The sequence below is a fragment of the Methylobacterium sp. ARG-1 genome (assembly GCF_001262595.1).
Classification (GTDB): Bacteria; Pseudomonadota; Alphaproteobacteria; order Rhizobiales; family Beijerinckiaceae; genus Methylobacterium; species Methylobacterium brachiatum.
This window is the reverse complement of record NZ_LHCD01000013.1, coordinates 64082-88737: the sequence shown is the minus strand read 5'-3', so window position 1 is coordinate 88737 and position 24656 is coordinate 64082. Positions and strand designations below refer to the sequence as shown.

Annotated in this window: 23 protein-coding genes; 11 read left to right on the top strand and 12 right to left on the bottom strand. The window is 70.9% G+C overall.

All coding sequences use genetic code 11. The annotated features are described in order from the left end of the window. The first annotated feature begins 144 nt into the window (after positions 1–144). Positions 145–990 (top strand): DUF6502 family protein, encoded by an 846-nt coding sequence (locus AKJ13_RS14240; protein ID WP_050733932.1) that lies wholly within the window; start codon positions 145–147, stop codon positions 988–990. Positions 991–1001: 11 nt separating this feature from the next. Next, entirely contained in the window at positions 1002–2294 is a 1293-nt protein-coding gene (locus tag AKJ13_RS14235; protein ID WP_050733931.1) for a DUF5666 domain-containing protein, read from the top strand. Between the two features lie 9 nt (positions 2295–2303). Here AKJ13_RS14235 and ada read toward each other — a convergent pair whose 3' ends face one another. Next, positions 2304–3368, bottom strand: a complete 1065-nt coding sequence (ada, locus tag AKJ13_RS14230; RefSeq protein WP_050733972.1) for a bifunctional DNA-binding transcriptional regulator/O6-methylguanine-DNA methyltransferase Ada — start codon at positions 3366–3368, stop codon at positions 2304–2306. 168 nt (positions 3369–3536) lie between these two features. Between ada and AKJ13_RS14225 the strand changes: the two genes are divergently transcribed. Then, complete coding sequence (locus tag AKJ13_RS14225; protein WP_050733930.1) at positions 3537–4529, top strand: hypothetical protein; 993 nt, start codon at positions 3537–3539, stop codon at positions 4527–4529. Here AKJ13_RS14225 and AKJ13_RS14220 read toward each other — a convergent pair. Next, on the bottom strand, positions 4526–5272 hold the full coding sequence (locus AKJ13_RS14220) for a YebC/PmpR family DNA-binding transcriptional regulator (protein ID WP_007558666.1): 747 nt from the start codon (positions 5270–5272) through the stop codon (positions 4526–4528). The genes AKJ13_RS14225 and AKJ13_RS14220 overlap by 4 nt on opposite strands. 178 nt (positions 5273–5450) lie before the next feature. Between AKJ13_RS14220 and AKJ13_RS31875 the strand changes: the two genes are divergently transcribed. Then, positions 5451–5609: a hypothetical protein gene (locus tag AKJ13_RS31875; protein WP_160320602.1), complete on the top strand. Its 159-nt coding sequence runs from the start codon at positions 5451–5453 to the stop codon at positions 5607–5609. Between the two features lie 106 nt (positions 5610–5715). Here the strand turns inward: AKJ13_RS31875 and AKJ13_RS14215 are convergent, their stop codons facing one another. The 6 genes from AKJ13_RS14215 to AKJ13_RS14190 all read right to left on the bottom strand — a co-directional run bounded on the left by AKJ13_RS14215 (position 5716) and on the right by AKJ13_RS14190 (position 12227). Continuing rightward, positions 5716–7791, bottom strand: a complete 2076-nt coding sequence (locus AKJ13_RS14215; protein ID WP_244471603.1) for a HAMP domain-containing methyl-accepting chemotaxis protein — start codon at positions 7789–7791, stop codon at positions 5716–5718. Positions 7792–8325: 534 nt separating this feature from the next. After that, positions 8326–9075, bottom strand: coding sequence for an HAD-IA family hydrolase (locus AKJ13_RS14210; RefSeq protein ID WP_050733928.1), 750 nt, complete (start codon positions 9073–9075; stop codon positions 8326–8328). Then, positions 9069–9755, bottom strand: coding sequence for a ribulose-phosphate 3-epimerase (gene rpe, locus AKJ13_RS14205; RefSeq protein ID WP_050733927.1), 687 nt, complete (start codon positions 9753–9755; stop codon positions 9069–9071). The genes AKJ13_RS14210 and rpe overlap by 7 nt, the downstream gene beginning before the upstream one ends. A gap of 76 nt (positions 9756–9831) precedes the next feature. Further along, positions 9832–10083, bottom strand: coding sequence for an NUDIX domain-containing protein (locus AKJ13_RS14200; protein WP_050733926.1), 252 nt, complete (start codon positions 10081–10083; stop codon positions 9832–9834). Positions 10084–10288: 205 nt separating this feature from the next. After that, a complete protein-coding gene (locus AKJ13_RS14195; protein WP_050733925.1) occupies positions 10289–11149 on the bottom strand; it encodes a phosphoribulokinase in 861 nt (286 codons plus the stop codon). 22 nt (positions 11150–11171) lie between these two features. Beyond that, positions 11172–12227, bottom strand: a complete 1056-nt coding sequence (locus AKJ13_RS14190; RefSeq protein WP_007565703.1) for a class 1 fructose-bisphosphatase — start codon at positions 12225–12227, stop codon at positions 11172–11174. A 182-nt stretch (positions 12228–12409) separates the two neighbouring features. Between AKJ13_RS14190 and AKJ13_RS14185 the strand changes: the two genes are divergently transcribed. After that, positions 12410–13351 (top strand): LysR family transcriptional regulator, encoded by a 942-nt coding sequence (locus AKJ13_RS14185; RefSeq protein ID WP_007565705.1) that lies wholly within the window; start codon positions 12410–12412, stop codon positions 13349–13351. Further along, on the top strand, positions 13348–14589 hold the full coding sequence (locus AKJ13_RS14180; protein WP_050733924.1) for an FAD-dependent oxidoreductase: 1242 nt from the start codon (positions 13348–13350) through the stop codon (positions 14587–14589). Before AKJ13_RS14185 ends, AKJ13_RS14180 begins: the two co-directional genes overlap by 4 nt. A gap of 9 nt (positions 14590–14598) precedes the next feature. Here the strand turns inward: AKJ13_RS14180 and AKJ13_RS14175 are convergent, their stop codons facing one another. The 3 genes from AKJ13_RS14175 to AKJ13_RS14165 form a co-directional block, all read right to left on the bottom strand. After that, positions 14599–15843 (bottom strand): MFS transporter, encoded by a 1245-nt coding sequence (locus AKJ13_RS14175; protein WP_244471602.1) that lies wholly within the window; start codon positions 15841–15843, stop codon positions 14599–14601. A 74-nt stretch (positions 15844–15917) separates the two neighbouring features. Then, entirely contained in the window at positions 15918–16829 is a 912-nt protein-coding gene (locus tag AKJ13_RS14170; protein ID WP_050733923.1) for an amino acid ABC transporter substrate-binding protein, read from the bottom strand. A 177-nt stretch (positions 16830–17006) separates the two neighbouring features. Then, positions 17007–17903 (bottom strand): LysR substrate-binding domain-containing protein, encoded by an 897-nt coding sequence (locus tag AKJ13_RS14165; RefSeq protein WP_050733922.1) that lies wholly within the window; start codon positions 17901–17903, stop codon positions 17007–17009. A 97-nt stretch (positions 17904–18000) separates the two neighbouring features. Between AKJ13_RS14165 and AKJ13_RS14160 the strand changes: the two genes are divergently transcribed. Together AKJ13_RS14160 and AKJ13_RS14155 are read left to right on the top strand one after the other, a co-directional pair. Then, positions 18001–18627: a glutathione S-transferase gene (locus tag AKJ13_RS14160; RefSeq protein WP_050733921.1), complete on the top strand. Its 627-nt coding sequence runs from the start codon at positions 18001–18003 to the stop codon at positions 18625–18627. An 8-nt stretch (positions 18628–18635) separates the two neighbouring features. Then, the gene (locus AKJ13_RS14155) at positions 18636–19553 is read left to right on the top strand and encodes a pyridoxamine 5'-phosphate oxidase family protein (RefSeq protein WP_050733920.1); all 918 of its coding nucleotides are present in this window, start codon (positions 18636–18638) and stop codon (positions 19551–19553) included. A 7-nt stretch (positions 19554–19560) separates the two neighbouring features. On the opposite strand, the gene AKJ13_RS14150 is transcribed toward AKJ13_RS14155, so the two are convergent. Beyond that, on the bottom strand, positions 19561–20211 hold the full coding sequence (locus AKJ13_RS14150; RefSeq protein ID WP_050733919.1) for a glutathione S-transferase family protein: 651 nt from the start codon (positions 20209–20211) through the stop codon (positions 19561–19563). Between the two features lie 240 nt (positions 20212–20451). Between AKJ13_RS14150 and AKJ13_RS14145 the strand changes: the two genes are divergently transcribed. The 3 genes from AKJ13_RS14145 to AKJ13_RS14135 all read left to right on the top strand — a co-directional run bounded on the left by AKJ13_RS14145 (position 20452) and on the right by AKJ13_RS14135 (position 24656). Then, positions 20452–20832, top strand: coding sequence for a response regulator (locus tag AKJ13_RS14145; RefSeq protein ID WP_007565721.1), 381 nt, complete (start codon positions 20452–20454; stop codon positions 20830–20832). Positions 20833–20923: 91 nt separating this feature from the next. Next, complete coding sequence (locus tag AKJ13_RS14140; protein WP_050733918.1) at positions 20924–22897, top strand: AI-2E family transporter; 1974 nt, start codon at positions 20924–20926, stop codon at positions 22895–22897. Positions 22898–23039: 142 nt separating this feature from the next. Continuing rightward, a complete protein-coding gene (locus tag AKJ13_RS14135; protein ID WP_050733917.1) occupies positions 23040–24656 on the top strand; it encodes a hybrid sensor histidine kinase/response regulator in 1617 nt (538 codons plus the stop codon).

Genomic DNA, 24656 nt, shown 5'->3' with positions numbered 1-24656 from the left:
CGCCCCATATGAACTGTGGGAAATTTGACCACGCAGTCTAATTACGTGTGCAAAATTCCCACGTCAATCAGAAATCCGGACGCCCGCACGCGGATCCGCCGCCTGTGGGATTGTCTCCCACAGTCCATCCGCTAACGATGCCCCATGTCCGAGAGTGCCGACACCAGACCGGAGGGCGCCGCCCTGCACGCCCCGCTCGCGCGGTTGCTGCGACCGCTGGTGCGCCTGCTCGTTGCCCGCGGCCTCACCTTCCCGGCGCTCACCGACCTACTGCGCGAGCTCTACGTCAACGTGGCCGAGCACGACTTCGCCCTGCCCGGCAAGGAGCAGACCGACAGCCGCGTCTCCCTGCTCACCGGCATCCACCGCAAGGAGGTGCGCCGGTTGCGCGGCGCCGGCGCGCCGGTGAGCGCCGTGCCGGCCGTGGTCTCGCGCACGAGTCGGATCATCGCACGCTGGATCGCCGACCCGGCCTTCACCGATCCGCAGGGCCAGCCCCTGCCGCTGCCGCGCACCGCCGACGCGGGCACGCCCTCTTTTGAGGCCCTGGTCGCCGGGGTGACCCGGGATCTGCGCCCCCGGGCGGTTCTCGACGAGTGGCTCGACCGCGGGCTCGCCTTCACGGATGCGCAGGACCGGATCGTGTTGGCGGAGGCCGCCTACGTGCCGCGCGGGGACGGCGGGGCCGAGCCGCAGCTCTACTATTTCGGCCGCAACCTGCACGACCATATCGCGGCGAGCGTCGCCAACATCCTCGGCGACACGCCGCGCTTCCTCGAGCGGGCCGTGCATTATGACGGACTGTCCAAGGAACTCGCCGCCCAGCTCGAGGCGCGGGCGCGCGAAATCGCCATGGCGGCCCTGCAGCAGGCCAACCGCGAGGCGCATGCCGCCTGCGCGACCGATCCCGGCGGCGCGCACCGCTGGAATTTCGGCCTCTACGTCTACGCCGAGGCCGCACCGCCGGCCCGGCCCACGGACGGGCGCTGAGAGGCCGGCCGGTGCGAGCCTTCCCGAACCGCCGATCCGTCCTGCGCCTGCTCGCTGGCGCCGCCACCCTGCTGCCCGGAATCGCCCGGCCCCAGGAGAGCCCGCCCGATCAGGGGATCGGCGGCACCGGCATGAAGATGACCGACGAGCCGAAGGACGGGCCCCTCGGCGAGGGCGACCGCGGCATCGGCGGCACCGGGGTGATCGGCACGATCCGCCGGTTCGGCTCGATCATCGTCAACGACCTGCGCATCGCCTACCCGTCGGAGGTCGAGGTGCGGATCGACGGGGAACCCGCCAAGGCCGCGGACCTGAAGATCGGCCAGGTCGTGCAGGTCGTCGCCCGGCCGGAGCGCGGCGGCCTCGGCACAAGCCGGATCGACGTGATCAGCGAGGTTGTCGGGCGGGTGGACTCCGTCGCCCCGGGACGGATCATCGTGCTCGGCCAGCGGGTCGTCACGACCGGGCTCACGGGCGATTGGCAAGCCGGCACCCGGGTGGCGGTGAGCGGCCTGCGCCGGCCGGACGGCGTGATCGTGGCGAGCCTGATCGAGCCGCGCAATTTTGGGCCGGACCGCGTCGCCGGGCCGGTGCGGCGCGACGCGGGCGGGGGCCTGGCGATCGGCGGCCTGCGCCTGAAGGGCGCCGACGCCTTGCCCCCGGGGCGGCGCGCGATGGTGACCGGCGTGACCGAACCCGGACTCCTCGACGTGACCAACACCCCGGAGGTCGGGCTCCCCTTCCCCCCGGGCATCCGGCGGGTGTCGATCGAGGCCTATATCGGCCGGGCCGAGGCGGGCGCCGGCCTCGATCTCGGATCGGGCCTCGTCGTGTCGGGCTATGCCGGGCTGCGGGTGCCGCGCCAGGGCAGCGTGCACGGGGTGCTCACCGCCGACATCGCGCCGGACGGCGGCCTTACCCTGGGGCGGCTCCGGGTCGACGACCGGATCCCCGCCGAACCGTCCCGGCGGCCGGGATCGCCTCGGTTCGAGCGCGAGCGCGACGGCCTCGACCTGCAGAAGCTGCCCGACCTGCCGGAGATGCCCCGCGAGCGGCCCGGCCGGCTCGGTACAGAGCCGGGCAGAAGCCGGAGCCCGTTCGGCGGCCTCGGCGATTCCCACGGCCCCACGATCGACACCCGCCCCGGCGCGGGCAGCATCCCGGGCACGGACGGCCCCGGCGGTTTCGGCCCGCCCCGCGGCTTCGGTGGTCCTCCAGGCGGCCCAGGCCCGGGCGCCCCCGGCGGCGGGTTCGGGGGACCGGGCGGTTTCGGCGGCCCACCCGGCGGGGGTGGCCGGCGCTGAGCCGCGCGATCAGCCCCCCGCCTCCCGCGTCAGCAACGCGCGCTTGCGGGCGACGCCCCAACGGTAGCCCGACAGGGCACCGTCCGAGCGGACCACCCGGTGGCACGGGATCGCCACCGCCAGATGGTTCGCCCCGCAGGCCTGGGCGACGGCCCGCATGGCGGTTGGCGCCCCGATGGCGCGGGCGATGTCGGCGTAGGTGGCGGTCGCGCCCACCGGGATCGCCCGGAGCGCCGCCCAGACGCGCTGCTGGAACGCCGTGCCGCGGATGTCGAGGGGCAGGTCGACGCCGGTGCCCGGCGCCTCGACGAGGCCGATGACCCGGGCCATCCAGGCCTCGAAATCCGGGTCGCCGCCCTCGATCTCCGCCCCCGGGAAGCGGTCCTGGAGGTCGTGGACTAGAGGCTCGGGCTCGTCGCCGAGCAGGATCGCGCAGATCCCGGCCTCGGTGGCGGCGACCAGGATCGCGCCGAGGGAACAGGCGCCGACGCCGAACCTGATGCGGATGCCGAGGCCGCCCTTGCGATAGACGGCGGGCGCCATGCCCAGGCGCCCGGCGGCGTCGGCGTAGAACCGGCTCGCGGTCCCGTAGCCGGCCTCGTAGAGCGCCGCCGTCACGCTGACCGCCTTGGGCAGGCCGGCGGCCAACGCCTCGGCCCGGCGGGCGGCCGCGTAGGCCTTCGGGGTGACCCCGGTGGCGGCCTTGAACACCCGGTGGAAATGGAAGGCGCTCAGGCCCGCGGCGCGGGCCAGGTCGGCCAGCGGCGGCATCGTCTCGGCGGCGTCGATCAGGCGGCAGGCCCGGGCCACGGCCTCGGCCCGGCGCTCGGCCAGCCCGGGCTCGTCCGGCCGGCAGCGCCGGCAAGGCCGGAAGCCCGCTTCCTCGGCGTCGGCGCAGGTCGCGTGGAAGGTGACGTTCTCGGGCCTTGCCGCCCGGGAGGGGCAGCTCGGGCGGCAATACACGCCGGTGGTGCGGACCGCGTAGACGAAGCGGCCATCCGCCCGCCCATCGCGGGCGGCGAGCGCCGCCCAACGCTCGGCATCCTCGGAATTGGCAGTCGAGAGAGCGGCCATGGCCGCATTATGCGGTGTGCCGGCGGCGTTGGGGAGGGGCTTGGCGGAGGCGGACATGACGGGACCTGCCGGCTGCGTATATCGAGTGCCCGTCACCCTGCCGTCCGGCGGCCGGGACCGCATCCTGCGCCTTGCTGCCGAATTCCCGATCGTCCTCCCGAGTGCGTCATGGCGTCGAGCAACACCGATCACATCCATGTCGGGCGGGACGGCTGGCTGTTCCTGAAGACCGGGACCAACGACATCCTCGGGCAGTTCGAGCGCCCGGAGGAGACCACCGACCTAATCTGGAGCTGGCGCAGCCTCGTGGCGACCCGGGAGCGCCGGCTGCGCGCGCTCGGCATCCGCTACCGCCACGTCGTCGCGCCGGACAAGCTGCTGATCTACGACCATCGCCTCGACGGCATCGCCATCGCGCCGGAGGCCTCACCGGCCTGCCGGCTGCTCCACACCGAGCCGCCGCTCGGCAGCCTATGGCGGCGGGGCCTCACCGGTCTCTACGCGGATTGGCGCCGGCGGAAGCGCTGGCGAGAGACCTGCATCGATCTGGTCACGCCGATGCGCGCGGCTCGCGACGCATCCGACCTCTATTGCCGGACCGACACCCATTGGAGCTTCGACGGCTGCTACCTGGCCTATGCCGAGATCTGCCGGGCCTTCGGGGCGGAGCCGCGGGCGGATCTGCGCAAGCGGCCCTTCACCCAGATCGACCACGATGGCGATCTCGGCAGCGCCTTCGACCCGCCCCGCCGGGCGCCGTCACGGGCCTATCGGATCCAGCAGGACGCGGTACGGACCTATGCCAGCCCGATCGTTGAGGCGCGCGAGAAGGCGGGCCTGCTGCACACGCTCCATGTCGGCGCCAACGTCGTCTACGGCAACGCGAAAGCGACCGATCCGCGCCGCCTGGCGCTGTTCGGCGACTCGTTCTCGCACGTCATGCCATACATGCTGACGATCCTGCTCGCGGAGACGTTCCGCGAGGTCCACTTCGTCTGGAACACGTCGCTCGACTGGTCCTACATCGACCGGGCGAAACCGGACCTGGTCCTGACCGAGGTGGCCGAGCGCTTCATGGCGCAGCTGCCGGACGACAGCTTCTCGCTCGACGCCTACGTGCAGGAGCGGTTCGGCGCCGAGCTGGCGAACCGAGGCGCTTAACCTTCGAGCTTCGCCATCAGCGCCTCGGACAGGGCGAAGTTGACGTAGACGTGCTGCACGTCGTCCTGGTCCTCGATCACCTCGACCAGGCGGATCAGCTTCTCGCCGGTCTCGTCGTCGACATCGATCGTGTTCTGCGCCTTCCAGATGAGGCCGGTGCGGGTTGGCTCCCCAAAGCGGGCCTCCAGGGCCTTGGCGACCTCGCCGTAGGAATCCTGCGCGCAGACGACCTCGTGGCCCTCCTCGCTGGAGCTGACGTCGTCAGCGCCCGCCTCGATCGCCGCCTCCAGCATCGTGTCGGCATCGGCCACGCTCGCCGGGAAGCCGATCACGCCGACGCGGTCGAACATGAACGCCACGGCGCCGGTCTCGGCGAGGCTGCCGCCGGACTTGGTGAAGGCCGAGCGCACATCCGAGGCGGTGCGGTTGCGGTTGTCGGTCTGCGCCTCGACGATCAGCGCGGCGCCGCCGGGGCCGTAGCCCTCGTAGCGGATGTCCTCGTAGTTCTCGCCCTCCGCACCGGCGGCCTTCTTGATGGCGCGCTCGATATTGTCCTTGGGCATGTTCTCGGCGCGGGCCGCGATGATCGCGGCGCGCAGGCGCGGGTTCATGGCCGGGTCCGGCGTGCCGAGCTTGGCCGCCACGGTAATTTCGCGGGCGAGCTTGCCGAACACCTTCGAGCGGACCGCGTCCACCCGGCCCTTCCGGTGCATGATGTTCTTGAACTGCGAATGGCCTGCCATGTTGCGTGAGACTTTGTTCGTTGGCGCGGGCGGGCGTGTGGGACCCCGCCGTCGCGGCTGTGAGGTCGCCGCGTTATAGGCCGCCGGCTTCCGACGAGGCAACGCGCCAACCGATCGTTACGACAAGGGAAAGATCGCGCCCCCCGGACGTTGGTGCACATCCGCAGCTGGAAACCCGATGTCGAGCCGGACTGAACACAGCCATCCCGTGACAACCGCACGGGCCAGCGATCGCCGCTGGTTCAAGCTCGGGATCGCCACGCTGCTCGGCGCGGTGGCCGGCTCGATGCTGTTCGCCACCGAAGCAAAGGGGCGGCCGGAGGCGCGCCGGCGCTAAGCGGCTTCACCCGTCAGCCCGCGCGATCCTCCGACCCATGCGGGCAATGCCGCGGCGGCCGCTCCAGCAAGCGCTCCGTACAGGGACGTGCGGGGCGGATCCCGCCTCAGGCCGCCCGGACAGTGGCGAGAAAGCGCCCGACCTCGGCGGTGAGCCGCTCCGATTGGCGCGACAGCTCGGAGGCCGAGTCCAGGACATCGCCCGCCGCCGCGCCGGTCTTCTCCGCAGCCCCGGCCACGCCCGTGATGGTGCGGGTCACCTCGCCGGTGCCGGAGGCCGCCTGACCGACATTGCGGACGATCTCCTGGGTCGCCGCATCCTGCTCCTCCACCGCCGCCGCGATTGAGGCGGACACCGTGCTGATCTCCCGGATGCGGGCGGCGATCTGCCCGATCGCGGTCACGGCCTCGCCCGTCGCGCCCTGGACCTGGCCGATCTGATGGCCGATCTCGTCGGTCGCCTTGGCGGTCTGGTCGGCCAGCGCCTTGACCTCGGACGCCACCACCGCGAAGCCCTTGCCCGCCTCCCCGGCCCGGGCGGCCTCGATCGTGGCGTTGAGCGCAAGCAGGTTGGTCTGCGCGGCGATGCCCGAGATCATGCCCACCACCTCGCCGATCTTGGCGACGCTCTTCGTGAGCGCGGTCACGAGTGCGGCCGTGTGGTCCGCCTCGCCCACCGCGGTCCGGGCCAGATCGGCCGAGCCCGAGACCTGCCGGCCGATCTCCTGCACCGAGGCACCCAGCTCCTCGGCGGCCGCCGCCACCGTGTTCACGTTGGACGCAGCCTGTTCGGCGGCGGCCGCGACAGTGGTCGAGCGTTCCGCCGTATCGGCCGCGGTGGACGCCATGGTCTGCGCGGTGGCCTGCAACGCCCCGGCCGAGGTCGAGAGTGTACCGACGATTCCGCTGGTGGCCTGCTCGAACGCATCGGCCATCTGGCGCGTGGCCGCCCGGCGCTGTTCCTCGGCGACGCGCCGGGCCTCGGCGGTTTCCGCCTCCAGGGCCTTGGTCCGGATCAGGTTGTCCTTGAACACCTGCACGGCCCCGGCCATGGACCCCAGCTCGTCCCGGCGATCGAGGCCGGGCACCTCCGTCCCGAGCTCTCCGTCGGCGAGGCGCCGCATGGCCGCCGCCAGGCCGACGATCCGCCGGACGACACGGAACTGCACGATCAGGATCGCCAGCACGGCCAATCCGGCAGCGAACACGATCGCCGTGACGGCGAGGGCGAGGTCCTGGCGGGCTTCGGCGGCGGCCGCCCGCGCCTTGTCCACGGCAGAGCCGATGACCGCCGCCGCCGCCTCGGAGACCGCCTTCTGGCGGCCGAAGATCCCCGAATCCCAGTCCGCGCTCGGAACCGAGATCTTGCGGCCGGCCGCGAAATCGGCCGCGACCGACGCCTGAACCTGGACCCATTGCGGATTGGCCTGGGCCGCCTTCGCGCGGGCATAGGCGTCCTTCACGGCGGCGTCGAAATCTCCGATCGCGATCACGCGCTCGGCGACCCGCCAGGCCGTGAGGGTCTCCGTCTCGGCGGCATTCAACCGGACCGCATCCGCGGGCGTGGGGACACGACCGCTGGCCATGATCTCGCCGACCAGGGACGCGGTCCGGCCGCTGCTCGTCCGCGAGAGCCACGTCGCCGCCCGGGCATCGATGAAGCTCCCGAAGGCGGGGTCGAGCGCCTGGATCGTCCGTTCGGTCATGTCGGATGCGGCTTCGAGTTCGGCCAGGAAACGGTCGCAGAGCTCGTCCAGCTTGGTGCCCAGGGCTAGGTCGCGCGCCGCGACGGGCACATTGAAGGCCGCGTCCACGGCCGGACGCAACCGCCTCCACGCGTCCACGAGACCCTGGAGGTCGACGCCCTTGGCCTTGAGGGCGCCGTCGCGCACGTCGCCCAGCTCGGCCAGGGCCGCATTGACCGCCGTGTCGAACGCGGCGCGCCCCTCGAGGGCGGTCTGCCGATGGAGGCGGAGAGCATCGGCTTCATCCAGAAGCGCGATCTTGGTCCATCCGCGCTCGGTCCGAAGCTGGTTGAGGCTGGCGAAGAGGTCGCGGTCGATCGCCATGTGCTGGGCGACCTGCGTCGCGATATCGGATTTCCTCCTGTTTTCACCGACCTGCAGGGCGGCCAGGACGATAGCCAGAAGACCGACAAGCGAGACGATCGCCATGAGCAGCATGCGAATCGTTATTTTAGGCATGGTCGGCCGTCCGTCTCAGTAGATACCTTCGTATAAATCTAAGCTGAGCTCATGTCTAGAATTTTGTGATCCAATTTTATCTTCAAAATCCGATAATAATGATCGCGATATCGCAAAAACTTATTACTAAGGCAATCGGGTTACAACTTCATACAGAAACGCGTCCGTGTAACCGGCATTCATGATTGATCGGATGGGGTCTGGAAACTTGTCATCCGAGAACCGGACGGGGCTTTTCGCCCACCCTTACTCTCCGATCCGGCATCGCCGGGAGCCCGCGCGGGACCAAGCCTGATCCGGGCGGCCTCACCTTCGGGCGTGCGGAAGCGCGCGGCAACGCGGCCGATGACGGCTTGAAGCCGTGCCGGATGCCCGGGTCTCCCCCTGCCCCGCTACGATCCAGGCCTCGCGTTCGGCGGTCCATGCCGGAGATGCCCGAACCGCTTGAACGATCCCGACCAAACAACGGGAGGCGTGAGCATCGCGCTCGGTGCAAGACGATGGATCGCCGCCTCAGCGCAATCCCGCGTGCCAATCCCTCAGCGCGGCCAGCGTCACCACCCGGTCCGGCCATTCCAGCCCGGCCAGGTGCCGGTGCGGGTGACCCGGCTCGCCGAGGTCGGAGAGTGCCGAGAAGGCGCCGTCGAGCCGATGGCTGTCGGTGTAGCGGCTTCGGGTCGCCAGGACCGGGAGGCCGGCGGCGCGGGCCGAGGCGATGCCGGGGGCGGAATCCTCGAAGGCCACCGCCTCCGAGGCCGGCACACCGAGACGGTCGAGCGCCAGCAGGAAGACGTCGGGGGCGGGCTTCTTGCGGTCAGCCTCGTCGCCGGCCGCGATCACCGCGAAGGGCGCGTCGGAGGACGGAAAGTTCGCCGCCAGTAGCCGATCGACATTCGGCCGGCTGGTGGTGGTGGCGATGGCCAGCCGCAGGCCGCCAGCCCGGGCCTCGGCGACGAGCCGGGCGATCCCCGGGCGCAGGGGTAGCCCGGTCTCGGCCATCAGATCGCCATACGCGATCGTCTTGCGGGCGTGGATCTCGGGGGCCTGCGCGTGGAAGGACGCGGCCTCGCCGGGATGGCGCGTATCGATGTAGTGGCTGAGCCGTTCCTTGCCGCCCATCACGGTGAGCAGGTCGGCGTAGAGCGCCGGGTCCCAGCGCCAGGGCAGGTCCAGCGCCGCGAAGGCGCGGTTGAAGGCCTGCCGGTGCAGGTCCTCGGTCTCGGCCAGCGTGCCGTCGACGTCGAAGATCAGCGCCCTCAGCACGAGAGGTCGCGGCCGGAGGCGCCCTCCGCGCCGGCCCGGATCGCCGCGATGCGCTCCGCATAGGCGTCGGGACCGCCGCTGAACACCGCGTTGCCGGCCACGAACGTGTCGGCGCCGGCGCGGCTCGCCGCCTTCACGGTCTCGGCATCGATGCCGCCATCGACCTGGATGCGGATGTCGCGGCCGGCCACCATGGCGCGGATCCGCGCGACGCTCTCCATGGTGCTCTTGAGGAATTTCTGGCCGCCGAAGCCGGGATTGACGGTCATCACCAGCACGAGATCGACCATATCGAGCACCGGCTCGACCAGGGCGGCGGGGGTGCCGGGATTGAGCGCCACGCCGGCGCGCTTGCCGAGGTCGCGGATGGTCTGGAGCGAGCGGTGGATATGCGGCCCGGCCTCGGCATGGACCGTGATCCCGTCGGCCCCGGCCTCCGCGAAGGCCGCGAGATACGGGTCGGCCGGCGCGATCATCAGGTGCACGTCGAAGAACGTGTCGGTGTAGGAGCGCAGCGCCTTCACCACCGGCGGGCCGAAGGTGATGTTGGGCACGAAGTGGCCATCCATCACGTCGAGATGGATCCAGTCGGCCCCGGCCTCGGCCACCGCGCGGGTCTCCTCCGCGAGGCGGGCGAAATCGGCGGACAGGATCGACGGGGCGATGACGGGAGGGAGCATGGGATATCCAGGATCGGGCGTGCGCGCATAGAGGCCGACAGGTTTCGCCCCGTTTACGTCGCCTCGCCGGCGGTTCCTACCCCCGCGTTTGGCCCTGCCGGATGAGCCCGATGGCGGTCTTCGCTGCCAGCGTCAGGGGCTCGGGCGGTGCCTCCAGGGCGAACCAGTCCAGGCCGTCGTGCTTGTCCGGCTCGATCCCGATGCCGAGTTCCTCGGCGACCTCGCGCTTCACCGCGTCGGCCACGGGCTCGAACAGGTCGACCTTCCCGCCCGCCAGCTCCCGTTGCCCGGCCTCCGGCTCGGCTCTGTCGGTAGCCAGGATCGTCATTGCGAGCGCAGCGAAGCAACCCAGTGATCCGCCACGTCTTGGGAGCGCACGCTGCCCTGGGTTGCTTCGCTGCGCTCGCAATGACGGCGGGGAATGATTGGCTGAGGGACCGGTGCAGGACCAAGGGCAAGTTGCATGGCTCCGTCATTCCGAAACGACGGAGGCGCCCCCCTCCCTGCAATCAGGGAGGCCCCATCCCAGAAGATTACGCCAGACGGCGGCGGCGTTCCACGAGCTGCATGATCATCGGCGTCAGGATCAGCTGCATGGCGAGGTCGAGCTTGCCGCCCGGGATCACAATGGAATTGGCCCGGCTCATGAAGCTGTCGTGGATCATCGACACGAGATAGGAGAAGTCGATCCCCTTCGGATCCTTGAACCGGATCACCACCATCGATTCGTCGGCGGTGGGGATCCAGCGGGCGATGAACGGGTTCGAGGTGTCGACGGTCGGCACCCGCTGGAAGTTGATGTCCGTGAACGAGAATTGCGGGCAGATGGTCTGCACGTAATCCGGCATCCGCCGCAGGATCACGTCGGTTACCGCATCCGTGGAATAGCCGCGGAACGACCGGTCCCGGTGCAGCTTCTGAATCCATTCGAGGTTGATCACCGGCACGACGCCGATCTTCAGGTCGGCGTAGCGGGCGATGTCGACATCCGGGTCGGCCACGCAGCCGTGCAGGCCTTCGTAGAACAGCAGGTCGGAATCCGGCGGGAAGTCCTCCCAGGGGGAAAAGCTGCCCTCCGGGATGCCGTAGGCCCGGGCGTCGTGCTGGTCGTGGGCGTAGTGGCGGGTCCGGCCGGTGCCGCTCTCGGCGTAGCTGCGGAACACCGCCTCCAGCTCGGGCAGCAGGTTCGCCCGGGGCGCGAAATGCGACAGCGTCGGCTCGCGCGCCATCATGGCCCGCATCGTGTCCCGGTCGAAGGCGTGGAAGCCGTCGCCCTCGATGAACACCGCGCGCACGTCCTCCCGGCGGAAGATCTGCTCGAAGGTGTTGCGCACCGAGGTGGTGCCGGCCCCGGAGGAGCCGGTCACCGAGATGATGGGGTGCCGCGCCGACATGGTTTTGGACTTTGCGTTGCGTCTATGACCGCATCAGCCCGCGCTGGCCGAACAGCGGGGAGCGGCCGGCATCGGGCTTGCCGCCGGCATAGTAGGTGGCCACGCAATCGACCTCTTCGGTGGAACCGCAGACCAGGGGCGCACGCTCGTGGATCCCGGTCGCGACCAGGTCGAGGATGCGGGTCTGGCCGTCCGTCGCGGCCCCGCCGGCCTGCTCGACCAGCATCGCCACCGGGGCGACCTCGTATAGCAGCCGCAGGCGGCCGCGGGCGTAGTTCTTGCGGGCGTCGCCCGGATACAGGAACACGCCGCCCCGGGTCAGAACGCGCTGGATGTCGGCCACCAGGGAGGCGAGCCAGCGCATGTTGTAATCCTTGTCGCGCGGCCCCTCGGTGCCGCGCTGGCAATCCTCGATATAGGCCTTCACCGGGGCGTCCCAGTGCCGGGCGTTGGAGGCGTTGATCGCGTATTCCTTGGCCGAGGCCGGGACCGACATGGCCGGGCTGGTCAGGCGGAACACGCCCTCGGCGCGGTCGAGGACGTAGGATTGCGTGCCGTCGCCCAGGGTCAGGATCAGCGCGGTGGCCGGGCCGTAGGTCACGAAGCCGGCGGCGATCTGGGCGGTGCCGGGGGTCGTGAACGAGGCCAGCGGGTTGGCCGGATCCTTGATCGACGGTCGGATGCCGAAGATCATCCCCACCGCCATGTTGACGCCGATGTTGGACGAGCCGTCGAGCGGGTCGATAGCGACCGCCAGCGGCGCGTCCGGGTTCAGCCGCATCACCTCCTCGGCCTCCTCGGAGGCGACCTCGGCCACGGGGGCGCCCTGCAGGGCGGCGGTCACGCTCTCGTGCGCGATCACGTCGAGCGCCTTCTGCACGTCGCCGTCGCTGTTGTGATCACCCGCCGCCGCGAGGTCGCCGCCGAGCGCGCCGCGCCCGATCAGGGCGCTGATCTCCACCGCCGAGCCCGCGATCGCACGGATCACCGCGGCCGCATCCTTCAACGCCGGGTTGGCCTCGACCGCCTGCGCCAGGCAGGTCTCGAGAGGCGTCCCGATCGCTGCTGAAATTGCCATCGGCCTATCTCTCCTGCTGGGATCCCGCCTGCCGGGATCGCGCGTTCCGCGCCGGGTCTGTAGCGACCCCTCTATCACCATGATAGCGGGCGGCGCGCCCCGATCGACAAGAACCGGAGACGCCACGCTCAAGATTTCTGGGGGATCTTGTGTCATAGGACAAAAAAAACGAGACCTCCGCCATGCGCAATCTCTCCCTCAAGCAGCTCCAGGCGGTGGCGGCGGTGGCCCGCCTGGGTACCATGACCCGGGCAGCCCAGGAGCTGAACGTCACCTCGGCCGCACTCTACGCGCGCATCCGCCAGCTCGAGGAGGAGGCCGGCCTGCTGCTGTTCGACCGGACCCCGGGCGGCCTCAAGCCCACCGATGCCGGCCGCGAGATGCTCTGGGCGATCGACAGCATCAACACCGTTCTGGAGACCTGCACCGACCGGCTGCGGACTCTGCGCGGCGCGGAAGGCGGGCGCGTCGCACTGGGCGTCGTCTCCACCGCTAAGTACTTCGCCCCCCAGGTGATCGCCGGCTTCGTCAAGAAGCATCCGGGCGTCGAGATCAGCCTGTCGGTGCGCAACCGCGGCCAGACCGTCGAAGCCCTGCGCGGTTACGAGATCGATTTCGCCGTCATGGGCCGCCCGCCCCGGGACTTCCCCATCGAGGCCGCGACCTTCGGCCCGCACCCGCTGGTGCTCGTCGCGGCCCCGAGCCACCCGCTGGCCGGACGGACCGGCCTGTCCCGCGAAGACTTGGCCGACCAGCCATTCTTCTTCCGCGAAGAGGGTTCCGGCACGCGCACGGTCTTCGAGGAGTTCATGAGCGGCATCCTGGTCAAGCGCGCGCTCCTCGACATCGATACCGGCTCCAACGAGACGATCAAGCAATCGGTGATGGCCGGGCTCGGCATCGCGCTCCTGTCGGTGCATTCCGTGGCGGCCGAGGTCGAGAGCGGCCGCCTCGCCCTCCTCGACGTCAAGGGCTTGCCGATCCGGCGCGACTGGTACGCGGTGCGCCGGGCCGACAAGGTGCTGGGGCCGGCGGCCTCCGCGGTCTGGTCCTACCTGATGAGCGACGGCGCCCGCATGCTGCCGGGCGTGGCGTTGCCGGACGCCGCCGGAGCCAAGGCATGAGCGCGGCCGGCATCGTTGTGGCCGGCGCCGGCCAGGCGGGCTTCCAGCTGGCCGCCTCCCTGCGCGAGGGCGGCTTCCGGGACCCGATCACCCTGGTGGGCGACGAGACCGCCCTGCCCTACCAGCGGCCGCCCCTGTCCAAGGCCTATCTCGCCGGCAAGACCGACGCGGAGGGCCTGTTCCTGCGCCAGCGCGGCTTCTTCGCCGAGCACGCCATCGCCCACCGGCCGGGGATCCGGGCCGTCGCGATCGACCGGGCCGGGCAGCGCCTGTGGCTCTCGGACAGCCAGAGCCTCCCCTACGACCACCTCGTTCTGGCCACCGGCGCGCGCAACCGGCCGCTGCCGGTGCCGGGGGCCGATTTCCCGAACGTGCGCCAATTGCGCGGCCTCGCAGACGCCGACGCACTCCGGGCGGCGCTCGACGAGGCCAAGGCGATCGTGGTGATCGGCGCCGGCTTCATCGGGCTGGAATTCGCCGCCGTGGCCGCCGCCCGGGGCCTGTCGGTGGCCGTCGTGGAGGCGGCCGACCGGCCGATGGCCCGGGCGGTCTCGCCGGAGATCGCGCAGTTCTTCCGCGGCGCCCATGAGGCGATGGGCGTGCGCTTCGCGTTCGGGGCCGGTGTGACGGCGGTCACCGGACGGGACGGCCGCGCCACCGGCATCACCCTGGCCGATGGCCGGGAGCTTCCCGCCGACTTCATCCTGATCGGCATCGGCGTGCTGCCGAACCGGGAGCTCGCCGCGGAGGCCGGTCTTCCGGCGGAGGACGGGGTGCGGGTCGACGCGTTCCTGGCGACGCCCGATCCCGCGATCTCGGCGATCGGCGATTGCGTCCGCTTCCCGAGCCCGTTCGCCCACGGGCTCAGCCCCGACGGCACCGTGCGGATCGAGTCGGTGCAGAACGCCATCGACCAGGGCCGCTGCCTCGCCGCGCGGCTCAACGGCAAGCCGGCGGCCTACGGGGCGCTGCCGTGGTTCTGGAGCGACCAGGGCCCGCACAAGCTGCAGATCGCCGGCCTGTCCGGGCCCGGCGATGCCAGCGTGGTCCGAGGCTCCGGCCCGGCATTCTCGGTGTTCCGCTTCCGGGACGGGGCCTTGAGCGCTGTGGAATCGGTCGACCGGGCGGCCGACCACATGATCGCCCGGCGCCTGCTGGCGGCGGGCACGCGGCTGACCCCGGAGCAGGCGGCCGATCCCGCCTTCGACCTCAAGGCGCTGGCGATGGCGCGGCCCTGACCGGCCCGGTCAATCCGAGAAGGCGATCTTCGGGCCCGGCCGCTGCAGGGCCATTGCGGTGGCGATTCCGAGGGCCAGGATCGTGACCGCGCAGGCGGCGAGCGCCCCGAACTGCCCGAGCTGCAGCAGCGCCTGGCCCAGGACCGCGACCCCGAGCGCCTGACCGCAGAAGAACGAGAAGGCGTGCAGCGCCACCGCGGAGGCGCGGGCCGTCGGCGCGACCTCGGTCACCTGGGTCTGGAAGGTGTTGTGCAGCATGTAGAAGCCGAGCCCCATGGCGGTCAGGGCGGCGCAATCCACCTGCCAGCTGCCGGCAAGCCCGACCACGGTGAGCGCGGCGCCGCAGATCAGCCCACCGCCGATCAGCATCCGGGGCATGCCGAGCAGGCGCACCAGCAGCCCGACCAGGGCCGAGTAGAGCAGGCCGCCGATGGCGAAGCCGGCGAGCACCAGGCCGGCCTCGCGCGGGCCACCCTCGCCGCGGGCCTCGATCAGCGGGGCAAGATGCGGGAACACGCCGAAGATCGCGATCGCCTCGATGAACACCGCGGAGAACAGGATCCGGGCCCGCGGATTGGCCAGGATCGTCCGGTAGCGCCGCACCGCCTGCCCGAAAGCCGGGCGGCGGGCGGGCGCGCGGCCGGTGCGGTCGAAGCCGAACACCGTCGCGGCGCAGGCGATGGCGGCGACCAGCGCGGTCACGGCGAACACGCCGCGCCAGCCAATCGCGACCTCGATCAGCCCCGCGAAGGTCGAGCCGGTGAGCTGCCCGAGGATCGCCGCCACCAGGAAGCGCCCGATCGCCACCTGCCGCCGGTCCATGGGGACCCGGTCGCCCAGCAGCGCGAGCGACAGCGGGATGCAGCCGCCCGCCGCCGCCCCGGCCAGCATCCGCAGGCCGAACAGGGCGCCGATATTGGGGGCGAGGCTGCACAGGACGAGGGCGCCGGCGAGCACCGCCAGGCAGACGCTCATCACCCGTTCCTTGCCGAGCGCGTCGCCCACCGGGCCGAGCACCGGCTGGATGAAGGCGTAGGGCAACGCGAAGGCGGTGGAGAGCAGCGCCACCGTGTGGGCGTCGCTGCCGAGGTCCCGGGCCAGCACGCCGACCAGGGGCTCGACCGAGCGCAGCGCGAAGGTGCTGCCGAACCCGGCGCAGGCCAGCACGACGATCAGGCGCGGGATCGAGCCGGCTGCCGGCTCCGGCGCGCGGGTCGCGGGCGGCGTGAGGGCCGGCTCTTGGCGGTCGAGCATGGGGCGGATTCGCGGGGCGGGCGGAACTCGATGCGGCATCGCATCTCCTTGCCCGGAGCGGAACCCCACTGGGATCAGTGCACGTAGAAGGCCGGGTCCGAATTGTCGCTCGGATGCTCGAACGCCCAGCGGAGCGCCGAGGACAGGGGAATGTTGTAGGTCAGCCCCCGCGGCGGCACCGGCTTGAGGAACCAGGTCTCGTAGATCGTCATGATCTCGGGGCTGCGGTAGAGATCCGCGGTAGCCTTATCGACCACCGCCTTGAAGGCCGGGTCGTCCCGGCGCAGCATGATCCCGTAGGGCTCCGGATCGGACAGGGTCTCCTGGCTGATCACATAGGCCGCCGGATCCTTCGACTGGGCCGCCACGACGCTGAGTTGCACGTCGTCCATCACGAAGGCCGCCGCCCGGCCGGTCTCGACCATCAGGAAGGCCTCCGGCACATCCTTGGCGGCGATCACCGTGATGCCGAGCTTGCGCTCGTTGTTGGCCTTGATCAGCATCAGGATGTTGGTCGAGCCGGCCACCGACGAGACCACCTTGCCGCGCAGATCATCCAGGCTGGCGATCTTCTGGTCCTTCCGGGAGACGAACCGGGTCGCCGTGAGGAAGTGGGTGTTGGTGAAGGCGACCTGCTTCTTGCGCTCCGCGTTGTTGGTCGTGGTGCCGCATTCGAGATCGGTGGTGTTGTTGGTCATCAGCGGGATTCGGGACGAGGAATTCACGAACTCCATCGCGACCTCGAGACCCGGCATCTTCAATTCGCGCTTCACGGCGTCGGCGATCGTCCGGCAGATATCGACCGCGAAGCCGACCACCTTCTGGTTCTGGTCCAGGTAGCTGAACGGCGGCGAGCTATCGCGCACGCCGAGCACGAGCCGGTTGCTGTCCTTGATCTTCTTGAGGGTGCCGGTCAGCGGGTCGGCCTGCGCCGCCGGGGGTAGGATCGCGAGCAGCACGGCGAGGATCGGGGTGAGCAGGCGCATGGGCTGGCGGGCTCCGGGATCGTGCATCGGGGCGCCGTCCGAGCTGGCCGGCGGGGTGCCCGACCGCGTGCCGGAACGGGCGCCCGCCTATCCCTCAGCAAGAGTCCGGCCGCGACAATGCCGAGCGGTGGGCCGAAGACCCGTTTGCGATCACATCGGGCTGCCTGATACCGGTTGTCATCTGGATTCATCCGCGTGCAGCACCGGCAATGTTCGCAGGGCCTCGGTGGCGTAATCAAGGAAGGCGCTCACCCGGGCGGGCCGGAGCCCCTGGCTCGGGGTCACGAGCTGGACCGGCATCGGCGGCGGCTCGTGGGCGGCGAGCAGGCGCACGAGGCGACCGGCGGCGATGTCCTCGGCGGTCTGGTAAGAGAGCACCCGGGCGATGCCCCGCCCGGCTCGGGCCGCGATTAGCGCCGCCTCGATCTCGTTGACGATCAGCCGTGGTGCCAGGCGCACGCGGTTGGTCCCGAAGCGCCATTCGCGCAGATTGGCCCGGACCATGCCCAGGATGGTGTCGTGGTCGCTCAAGTCGGCGGGCGTTCGTGGCGTGCCCCGCGCCGCGAGGTAGCTCGGGCTCGCCACCACGACCTCGCGCACCTGCCCGACCCGCCGAGCCACGAGGCGGGATTCCGCCAGCTGCCCGATCCGCAGGGCGACGTCGATGCCCTCCTCCACCAAGTCGAGGTTGCGGTCGGCGAGCACCAGCTCGATCTGCACCTCCGCGTAGGCGTCGAGGAAGCCCGACACGATCGGCGCGACGTGCTTGCGCCCGAACAGGACCGGGCCCGTGACCCGCACCAGGCCGCGCACCGCGTCGCCCGCCGCGCCGGAGACGGCCGCGTCGTAGCCCGTGAGCAGGCTGCGCGCCCGCTCGGCCAGTTCGAGCCCCGCCGGGGTCGGGGCCAGGCGCCGGGTCGTGCGCTCCACCAGCCGGGTCCCGGCCCGCGTCTCCAGGCTCGCCAAGGCTCGGGTCGCGGCGGCGGCCGAGCGACGCGACCGACGCGCAGCCCCGGCGAGGCTGCCGGCATCGATGATCGCGACGAAGAGGGCGAGCTCGTCCAGCCGGTCCATGGATCACTTCAGAAGCTGAAATTCTGAGTGCCAGAGGTTCCGGATTATCGCTGCACTTTGCAAGAGCCATATTCGGGCCTCGCTGGAGACCCCGACCATGTCCGACCCCGACCTGACCCTCTACGGCCTGCGCCTCTCGGGCCATTCGCACCGCGCGGAACTGTTCCTGTCCCTGCTGGGGCTGCCCTATCGCTTCGTCGAGGTGGCCAGCGCGGAGCAGCGGGCCGCCGCCGATTTCCGGCGCCTCAATCCCCTCGGCCAGATCCCGGTCCTGACTGATGGCACGGCGGTGATCCCCGACAGCAACGCGATCTTGGTCTACCTGGCCGCGCGCTACGCGCCGGACAGCAGCTGGATGCCGGTTGATCCGTTGGCCGCCGCGGAAGTCCAGCGCTGGCTCTCGATCGCCGCCGGCGAGGTCCGCACCGGGCCCGCCCTGGCCCGGCTGATGGTGGTGTTCGGCGCCCGCGCCGACCGGGCGACGGTGCACGCGACCGCGGCGCGGATCCTCACCTTCATGGACGGGCATCTGGCCGAGCGCCGGTATCTCGCCGCCGAGCGGGCGACGCTCGCCGACATCGCCTGCTATTCCTACGTCGCCCACGCCCCCGAGGGCGGCGTCTCGCTCACGCCCTACCCGGCCGTGCGGGCCTGGATCGCCCGGGTGGAGGCCCTGCCGGGCTTCATCCCGATGCCGGCCTCTCCCATCCCCGAACAGGCGTGAGGTGCGCCATGGCCGACTTCCACGCAGACGAACTCATCGCCCAGGCCCATGCCGGGCACATCCTGGGCGGGACCCCGGCGATCCGGCCGTTCATGCCCGATCAGCACCGCCTGTTCTTTGCGGGGCTCACCTATCTCCTGATCGGGACCGCGGACGCCGCCGGCGCGCCGGTCGCGACCCTCCTGACCGGGCCGCCCGGTTTCGTGCACAGCCCGGACGCGACGCACCTCGCGATCACGGCAGCGCTCGACCCCGCCGACCTGGCGGCCGAGTACCTCGTGCCGGGTGCCGAGGCCGGGATCCTCGGCATCGATCTGGCGACCCGGCGGCGCAACCGCGCCAACGGCCGCATCGTGAACCGCGACCGGGGCGGCCTGACCGTGGCGGTCGACCAGAGCTTCGGCAATTGCCCGCAATACATCCAGCGGCGCGCGGTCGAGCCGGTGCGGCGTGAGCCAGGCTCGACCGAGATCCTGTCGGCCCTGGATACGGAGGCCGGAGCGCTGATCGATGCCGCCGACACGCTGTTCGTGGCGACCCGGTCGCGGGACGGCCTTCGGGAGGGCGGCGCCGACATCTCGCATCGGGGCGGGCGGCCGGGCTTCGTCCGGCGCCGCGGCGACGTGCTGACGGTGCCGGATTTCTCCGGCAACCGCTATTTCAACACCCTGGGCAACCTGATTGGCGAGCCGCGGGCGGCGCTTCTGTTCCTCGACTTCGCCAGGGGCGACCTGCTGGTCCTGCAGGGCCGCACCGAGATCGACTGGACGGGCGCGACGGGGCTCCTCGGCGCGCAGCGCTCCTGGTCCTTCACGGTGACGGGGGGCTGGTGGCGCCGGGCTTCCGTTCCCCTGCGCTGGAGCGCGCCCGAGCCGGCGCCGCAACTCGCGCGCACCGGAATCTGGGCCGAGGCCGAGCGGGCCTGATCCCACGTCAGGCCGCGCCGGCAGCCGCAGCCTCGTGTTCCTGGGCGAGCTTCGCATCCGCGGCCGCGACGGTCTGGAAGGCCGGACGGCCGCGGACACGCCCGACATAGGCCGACAGAACCGGATCGGGCGCCACCAGGCCGAAGCCCATCGTCCAGCCGAGCGCGCTGCCCCAGAGGATGTCGGCGGCGCTGAAGCGCTCGCCCAGCAGGTACGGGCCCGGCTTCAGCGCCTCGGTGATGCGCGCGATGACGCTGTCGCAATCGGCATAGGCCGACATGGCCCGCGGCCCGGGCTCGCGCTTGAGATGGCGATCGATGACGGCAGGCTCGAAGCAGGAGCCGTAGAACACCATCCAGCGCAGATACGTCCCCCGGGCGGGATCGGTGAGGGCGGGCGCGAGACCGGCTTCGGGAAACAGGTCGGCCAGATACAAGTAGACCGCCGCCTGCTCGGTCACCAGCGCCTCGCCGTGGCGGATCGCCGGCACCTTCGCCATCGGGTTGATCGCGCGATAGGCGTCTCCCAGATGCTCGCCCGCCCGCATGTTGAGCACATGCAGGCGATGCGGCACGCCCAGTTCCTCCAACAGCACACGGACACCCGTCGAGCGCGTATTGGGCGCGTGATAGAACGCGATCTCCGGCGTATGCGTCATCGATCATCCTCCAGACTTCTCTGACTTGCGGCGCGACACGCTTCGTCCCGCGGGCGAGGCGGGTCAATCGTACAGCGCGCCGATCCGGCCCGGCAGACCATCCCGGCGTGGCCGAGACCGTTCTGTACGGGGACCTCTCTTCCGCAGGGACCGGAATCGCGGCAGGGACGTTGGGCATTTGTGCGTTGCCGCGCGTTGGAGTGCCGGCCGGCTCAGCGCGACCCGGGGATTCGAGTTCTGATGGCGAAGATACTGTTGGTCGAGGACCATGAAGAGATCTGGGACTTCCTGTCCCGACGCCTCAAGCGCCGCGGCTACGAGGTGATCCTGGCCCATGACGGCGAGGCCGGCGTTCAGCAGGCCCGGTCGGGCCAGCCCGACGTGATCCTGCTCGACATGAACCTGCCGATCCTCGACGGATGGTCGGCGGCGCGGGCGCTGAAATCCGGATCCGACACGCGGGCGATCCCGATCATCGCGCTCACCGCCCACGCCATGTCCGGGGACCGGGACAAGGCGATCCAGGCGGGCTGCGACGACTACCATCCGAAGCCGGTCGATTTCTCCAAGCTGCTCAGCCAGATCAGCGCCGCCCTGGGCGAGACTGCGCAAGCCGGCTGAGCTCGGCCGACACGGCAGGCTCCCCGATCCAGACCGCACCGCTTCCGCGGGCGGCCACGTCCCTGAGTTCGATCTAGAGTGGAGCGTATCCGTGAGCGAGGATCCCGTCACCGCCCAGCGCCTGAAGCAGGGCCTGCCGGTCATCGTCGCGCTGGCTTCGACGCTCCTCGTCGTGTCGATCATGGCGGCCCTGTATCTCGGGCGCGAGATCCTGGTGCCGGTGACGCTGGCGATCCTGCTGAGCTTCGTCCTGGTGCCGGCGGTGCGGGTGCTCCGGCGGATCCGCGTGCCGCGGGCGGCCGCGGTCCTGCTGGTCGTCGTGATCGTGTTCGGCGCCCTGTTCGGGATCGGCAGCCTCATCGCCACCGAGGCGTCGCAGCTCGCCTCCGACCTGCCGCGCTACACCCAGGTGATGCGCACCAAGATCAAGGACCTGCGCGGCGCCACTGCGGGAACCGGGACGCTGTCGCGGATGGTCGACATGGTCCAGGATCTGAGCGCCACGCTGCAGCCGCCTCCGGCCATCGAGGTCAAGGGCGAGCCGGGAACCCGCACGCACCCGCTCACCGTCGAGATCAGCCCCGCCCGGGCGAGCGTCGTCGAGACGTTTCAGACCTTCGCGGGCCCGATCCTGCACCCGCTGGCCACCACCGGGCTGATCCTGATCTTCACGATCTTCATCCTGCTCCAGCGCGAGGACCTGCGGAACCGGGCGATCCGACTGGCGGGCGGCTCAGGGGACCTGCGCCGGGTCACGGCGGCGATCGACGACGCCACCAGCCGGCTCAGCCGGTTCTTCCTGGCCCAGCTCGCCCTCAACATCGCCTTCGGCGTCGTGATCGGGGTCGGCCTCTGGCTGATCGGCGTGCCGAGCCCGACGCTGTTCGGCGTGCTGGCCGCGATCCTGCGCTTCGTCCCCTATATCGGCGCCGCGATCAGCGCCCTGCTGCCGCTGATCCTCGCCGCCGCGGTCGATCCCGGCTGGACCATGGTGATCGCCACCGCGGCCCTGTTCCTGGTGGTGGAGCCGATCGCCGGCCACGTGATCGAGCCGCTGCTCTACGGCCACTCGACCGGGCTGTCGCCGATCGCCGTGATCCTGGCGGCCACGATCTGGACCTTCCTGTGGGGGCCGATCGGCCTGGTGCTGGCCACGCCGCTCACCGTCTGCCTCGTCGTCCTCGGCCGGCATGTCGAGCGGCTCTGGTATCTCGACGTGCTGCTCGGTGACCGGCCGGCCCTGGCGCCGCCGGAGATCTTCTACCAGCGGATGCTGGCGGGCGACCCGGCCGAGGCGATCGACCAGGGCTGGCAGTTCCTCAAGGAGCGCGCCCTCGTCACCTATTACGATGAGGTGGCGCTTGCCGGCCTGCTGCTCGCGCAGGAGGACCTCTCACGCGGCACCCTGGACCGCGCCCGCCAGGACGAGGTCGGCGCCGCGATCCGCACCGTGGTGGCGCGGCTCGGGACCGCGCCGGTGGCGCGGCGGACCTGGCGCGGATCGGCGCGCTCGCCCGACACCGAAACCGCCGCGGCTCTGGCGGCTATCGGTCCCGACCGGCAGGTGGCCGGCATCGTGCTCGCCCGCGAGGATCTGGCACCGGCCTGGCGCAGCGAGACGCCGGTCCTGTGCGTGTCGAGCCGCGGCCCGTTCGACGAGGCGGCGACGCTGATGCTGAGCCAGATCCTGGCCCGGCACGGGCTCGCCTCGCAGACCCTGTCGATGGCCGCGATCCGCGCCGGCGAGCGGCCGGAGAAGCCGGAGGGCCTCGCGCTGATCTGCTTCTCCTATCTGGAGCCGGTCAGCCTGTCGCAGATCCGCTTCACCGTGCGACAGGCCCGTGCAGCAGTGCCGGGCGTGCGCATCCTGGTGGGCTTCTGGCGCGAGCGCGACCCGGCCACTCTGGACCGCCTCCGCCGGGCGACATCGGCGGATTTTCTGGTGACCTCGCTGAACGAGGCGCTCTCGGCAGTCCTCACCGCCTGCCGCGAGCCGGCGCCGACGCGGGTCGCTGCGGCGCCCGTGAAGGCCTTGCCCGGCGCGGCCCGGACGGCGGCGGCCTAGCCGGCCCACGGCTGCGCTTCGCGCGGTAAGCGCGACATTGGCGCCGTCGACAACGTCGATGGGCCCCCTAGAGTCGCTGCCGGATGTCGATCGCTACCGACATCCGCTCCGTTCAAGTCCGAAAGAATCAAGACCGCGCGGCATGTCCGACTCCCCCGAAAAACCCCCGATCGGACCGAGCGCCGTGGTCCAGGACGGCGCGGCCAGCGACGTCTCCGACCGCACCAGCGACATCTTCTTCGCCGCGGTGGAAACCACCCGGATGCCGATGATCGTCACCGATCCGCGCCAACCGGACAACCCGATCATCTTCGCCAACCGCGCGTTCCTGGCAATGACCGGCTACACGCCGGAGGAACTCGTCGGCCGCAATTGCCGGTTCCTGCAGGGGCCCGAAACCGACCGCGAGACCGTCGACCAGATCCGCACGGCAATCGCCGAGAAGCGCGAATTCGCGACCGAGATCCTGAACTACCGCAAGAACGGCTCGAGCTTCTGGAACGCCCTGTTCGTCTCGCCGGTGTACAATTCGGCGGGCGAGCTGGTGTATTTCTTCGGCTCGCAGCTCGACGTCTCGCGCCGCCGCGACGCCGAGGAGGCGCTGGGCCAGGCGCAGAAGATGGAGGCGCTGGGCCAGCTCACCGGCGGCATCGCGCACGATTTCAACAACCTCCTGCAGGTGATCGTGGGCTATGTCGACATCCTCGCCTCCGGTCTGGAGAAGCCGGATGCCGACCGCGCCCGGCTCGGGCGTGCCACCGACAATATCCGGCAGGCGGCCGAGCGCGCGACGACACTGACGCAGCAGCTCCTGGCCTTCGCCCGCAAGCAGCGGCTGGACGGGCGCGCGGTCAACCTCAACACGCTGATCGAGGGGATGCGCGAGATGGTCGCCCGCTCGGTGGGCGAGGTGGTGACGATCGAACTGGATCTCGCCGAGGACCTCTGGAACTGCCGCGTCGACCCGACCCAGGCCGAGGTCGCGATCCTCAACGTGCTGATCAACGCCCGCGACGCGATGCCGGAGGGCGGCACCGTCCGGATCACCACGAAGAACACCGAGGTCGTGTCGAGCGGCGAGATCGGGCCGCTCCGCCCCGGCCGCTACGTCAGCATCGCCATCCAGGATACCGGCACCGGCATCCCGCCCGCCGTGCTCGCCCGGGTGATGGACCCGTTCTTCACCACCAAGGAGGAGGGCAAGGGCACCGGACTCGGCCTGTCGATGGTCTACGGCTTCGCCAAGCAATCGGGGGGCGCCGCCCAGATCGAGTCCGCGGTCGGCGCCGGCACGACGGTGCGCCTGTCCTTCCCGGCGACCGACGGCGACGCGCATGCCCCGTCCAAGGTCTCGCACCGGGCGGTGGACCGGCAGGGCACGGAGACGATCCTGATCGTCGACGACCGCGAGGACGTGGCCGAGCTCGCGCGCACCATCCTGCGGGATTTCGGCTACACGACCCTGATGGCCGGCAATGCCCGCGAGGCGCTGGAGATCCTCGATTCCAGCGAGCGCATCGACCTGCTGTTCACCGACCTGATCATGCCCGGCGGCATGAACGGCGTGTTGCTCGCCCGGGAAGCGCGTCGCCGCCAGCCCAAGCTCAAGGTCCTGCTCGCCACGGGCTACGCGGAGGCGAGTTTGGAGCGAACCGATATCGGCGGTTCGGAGTTTGACCTTCTCAACAAGCCTTACCGGCGCACGGAACTGGTCCGCCGCGTGCGGGCGATCCTCGACGGTCCGACCGGCGTAGGCTGA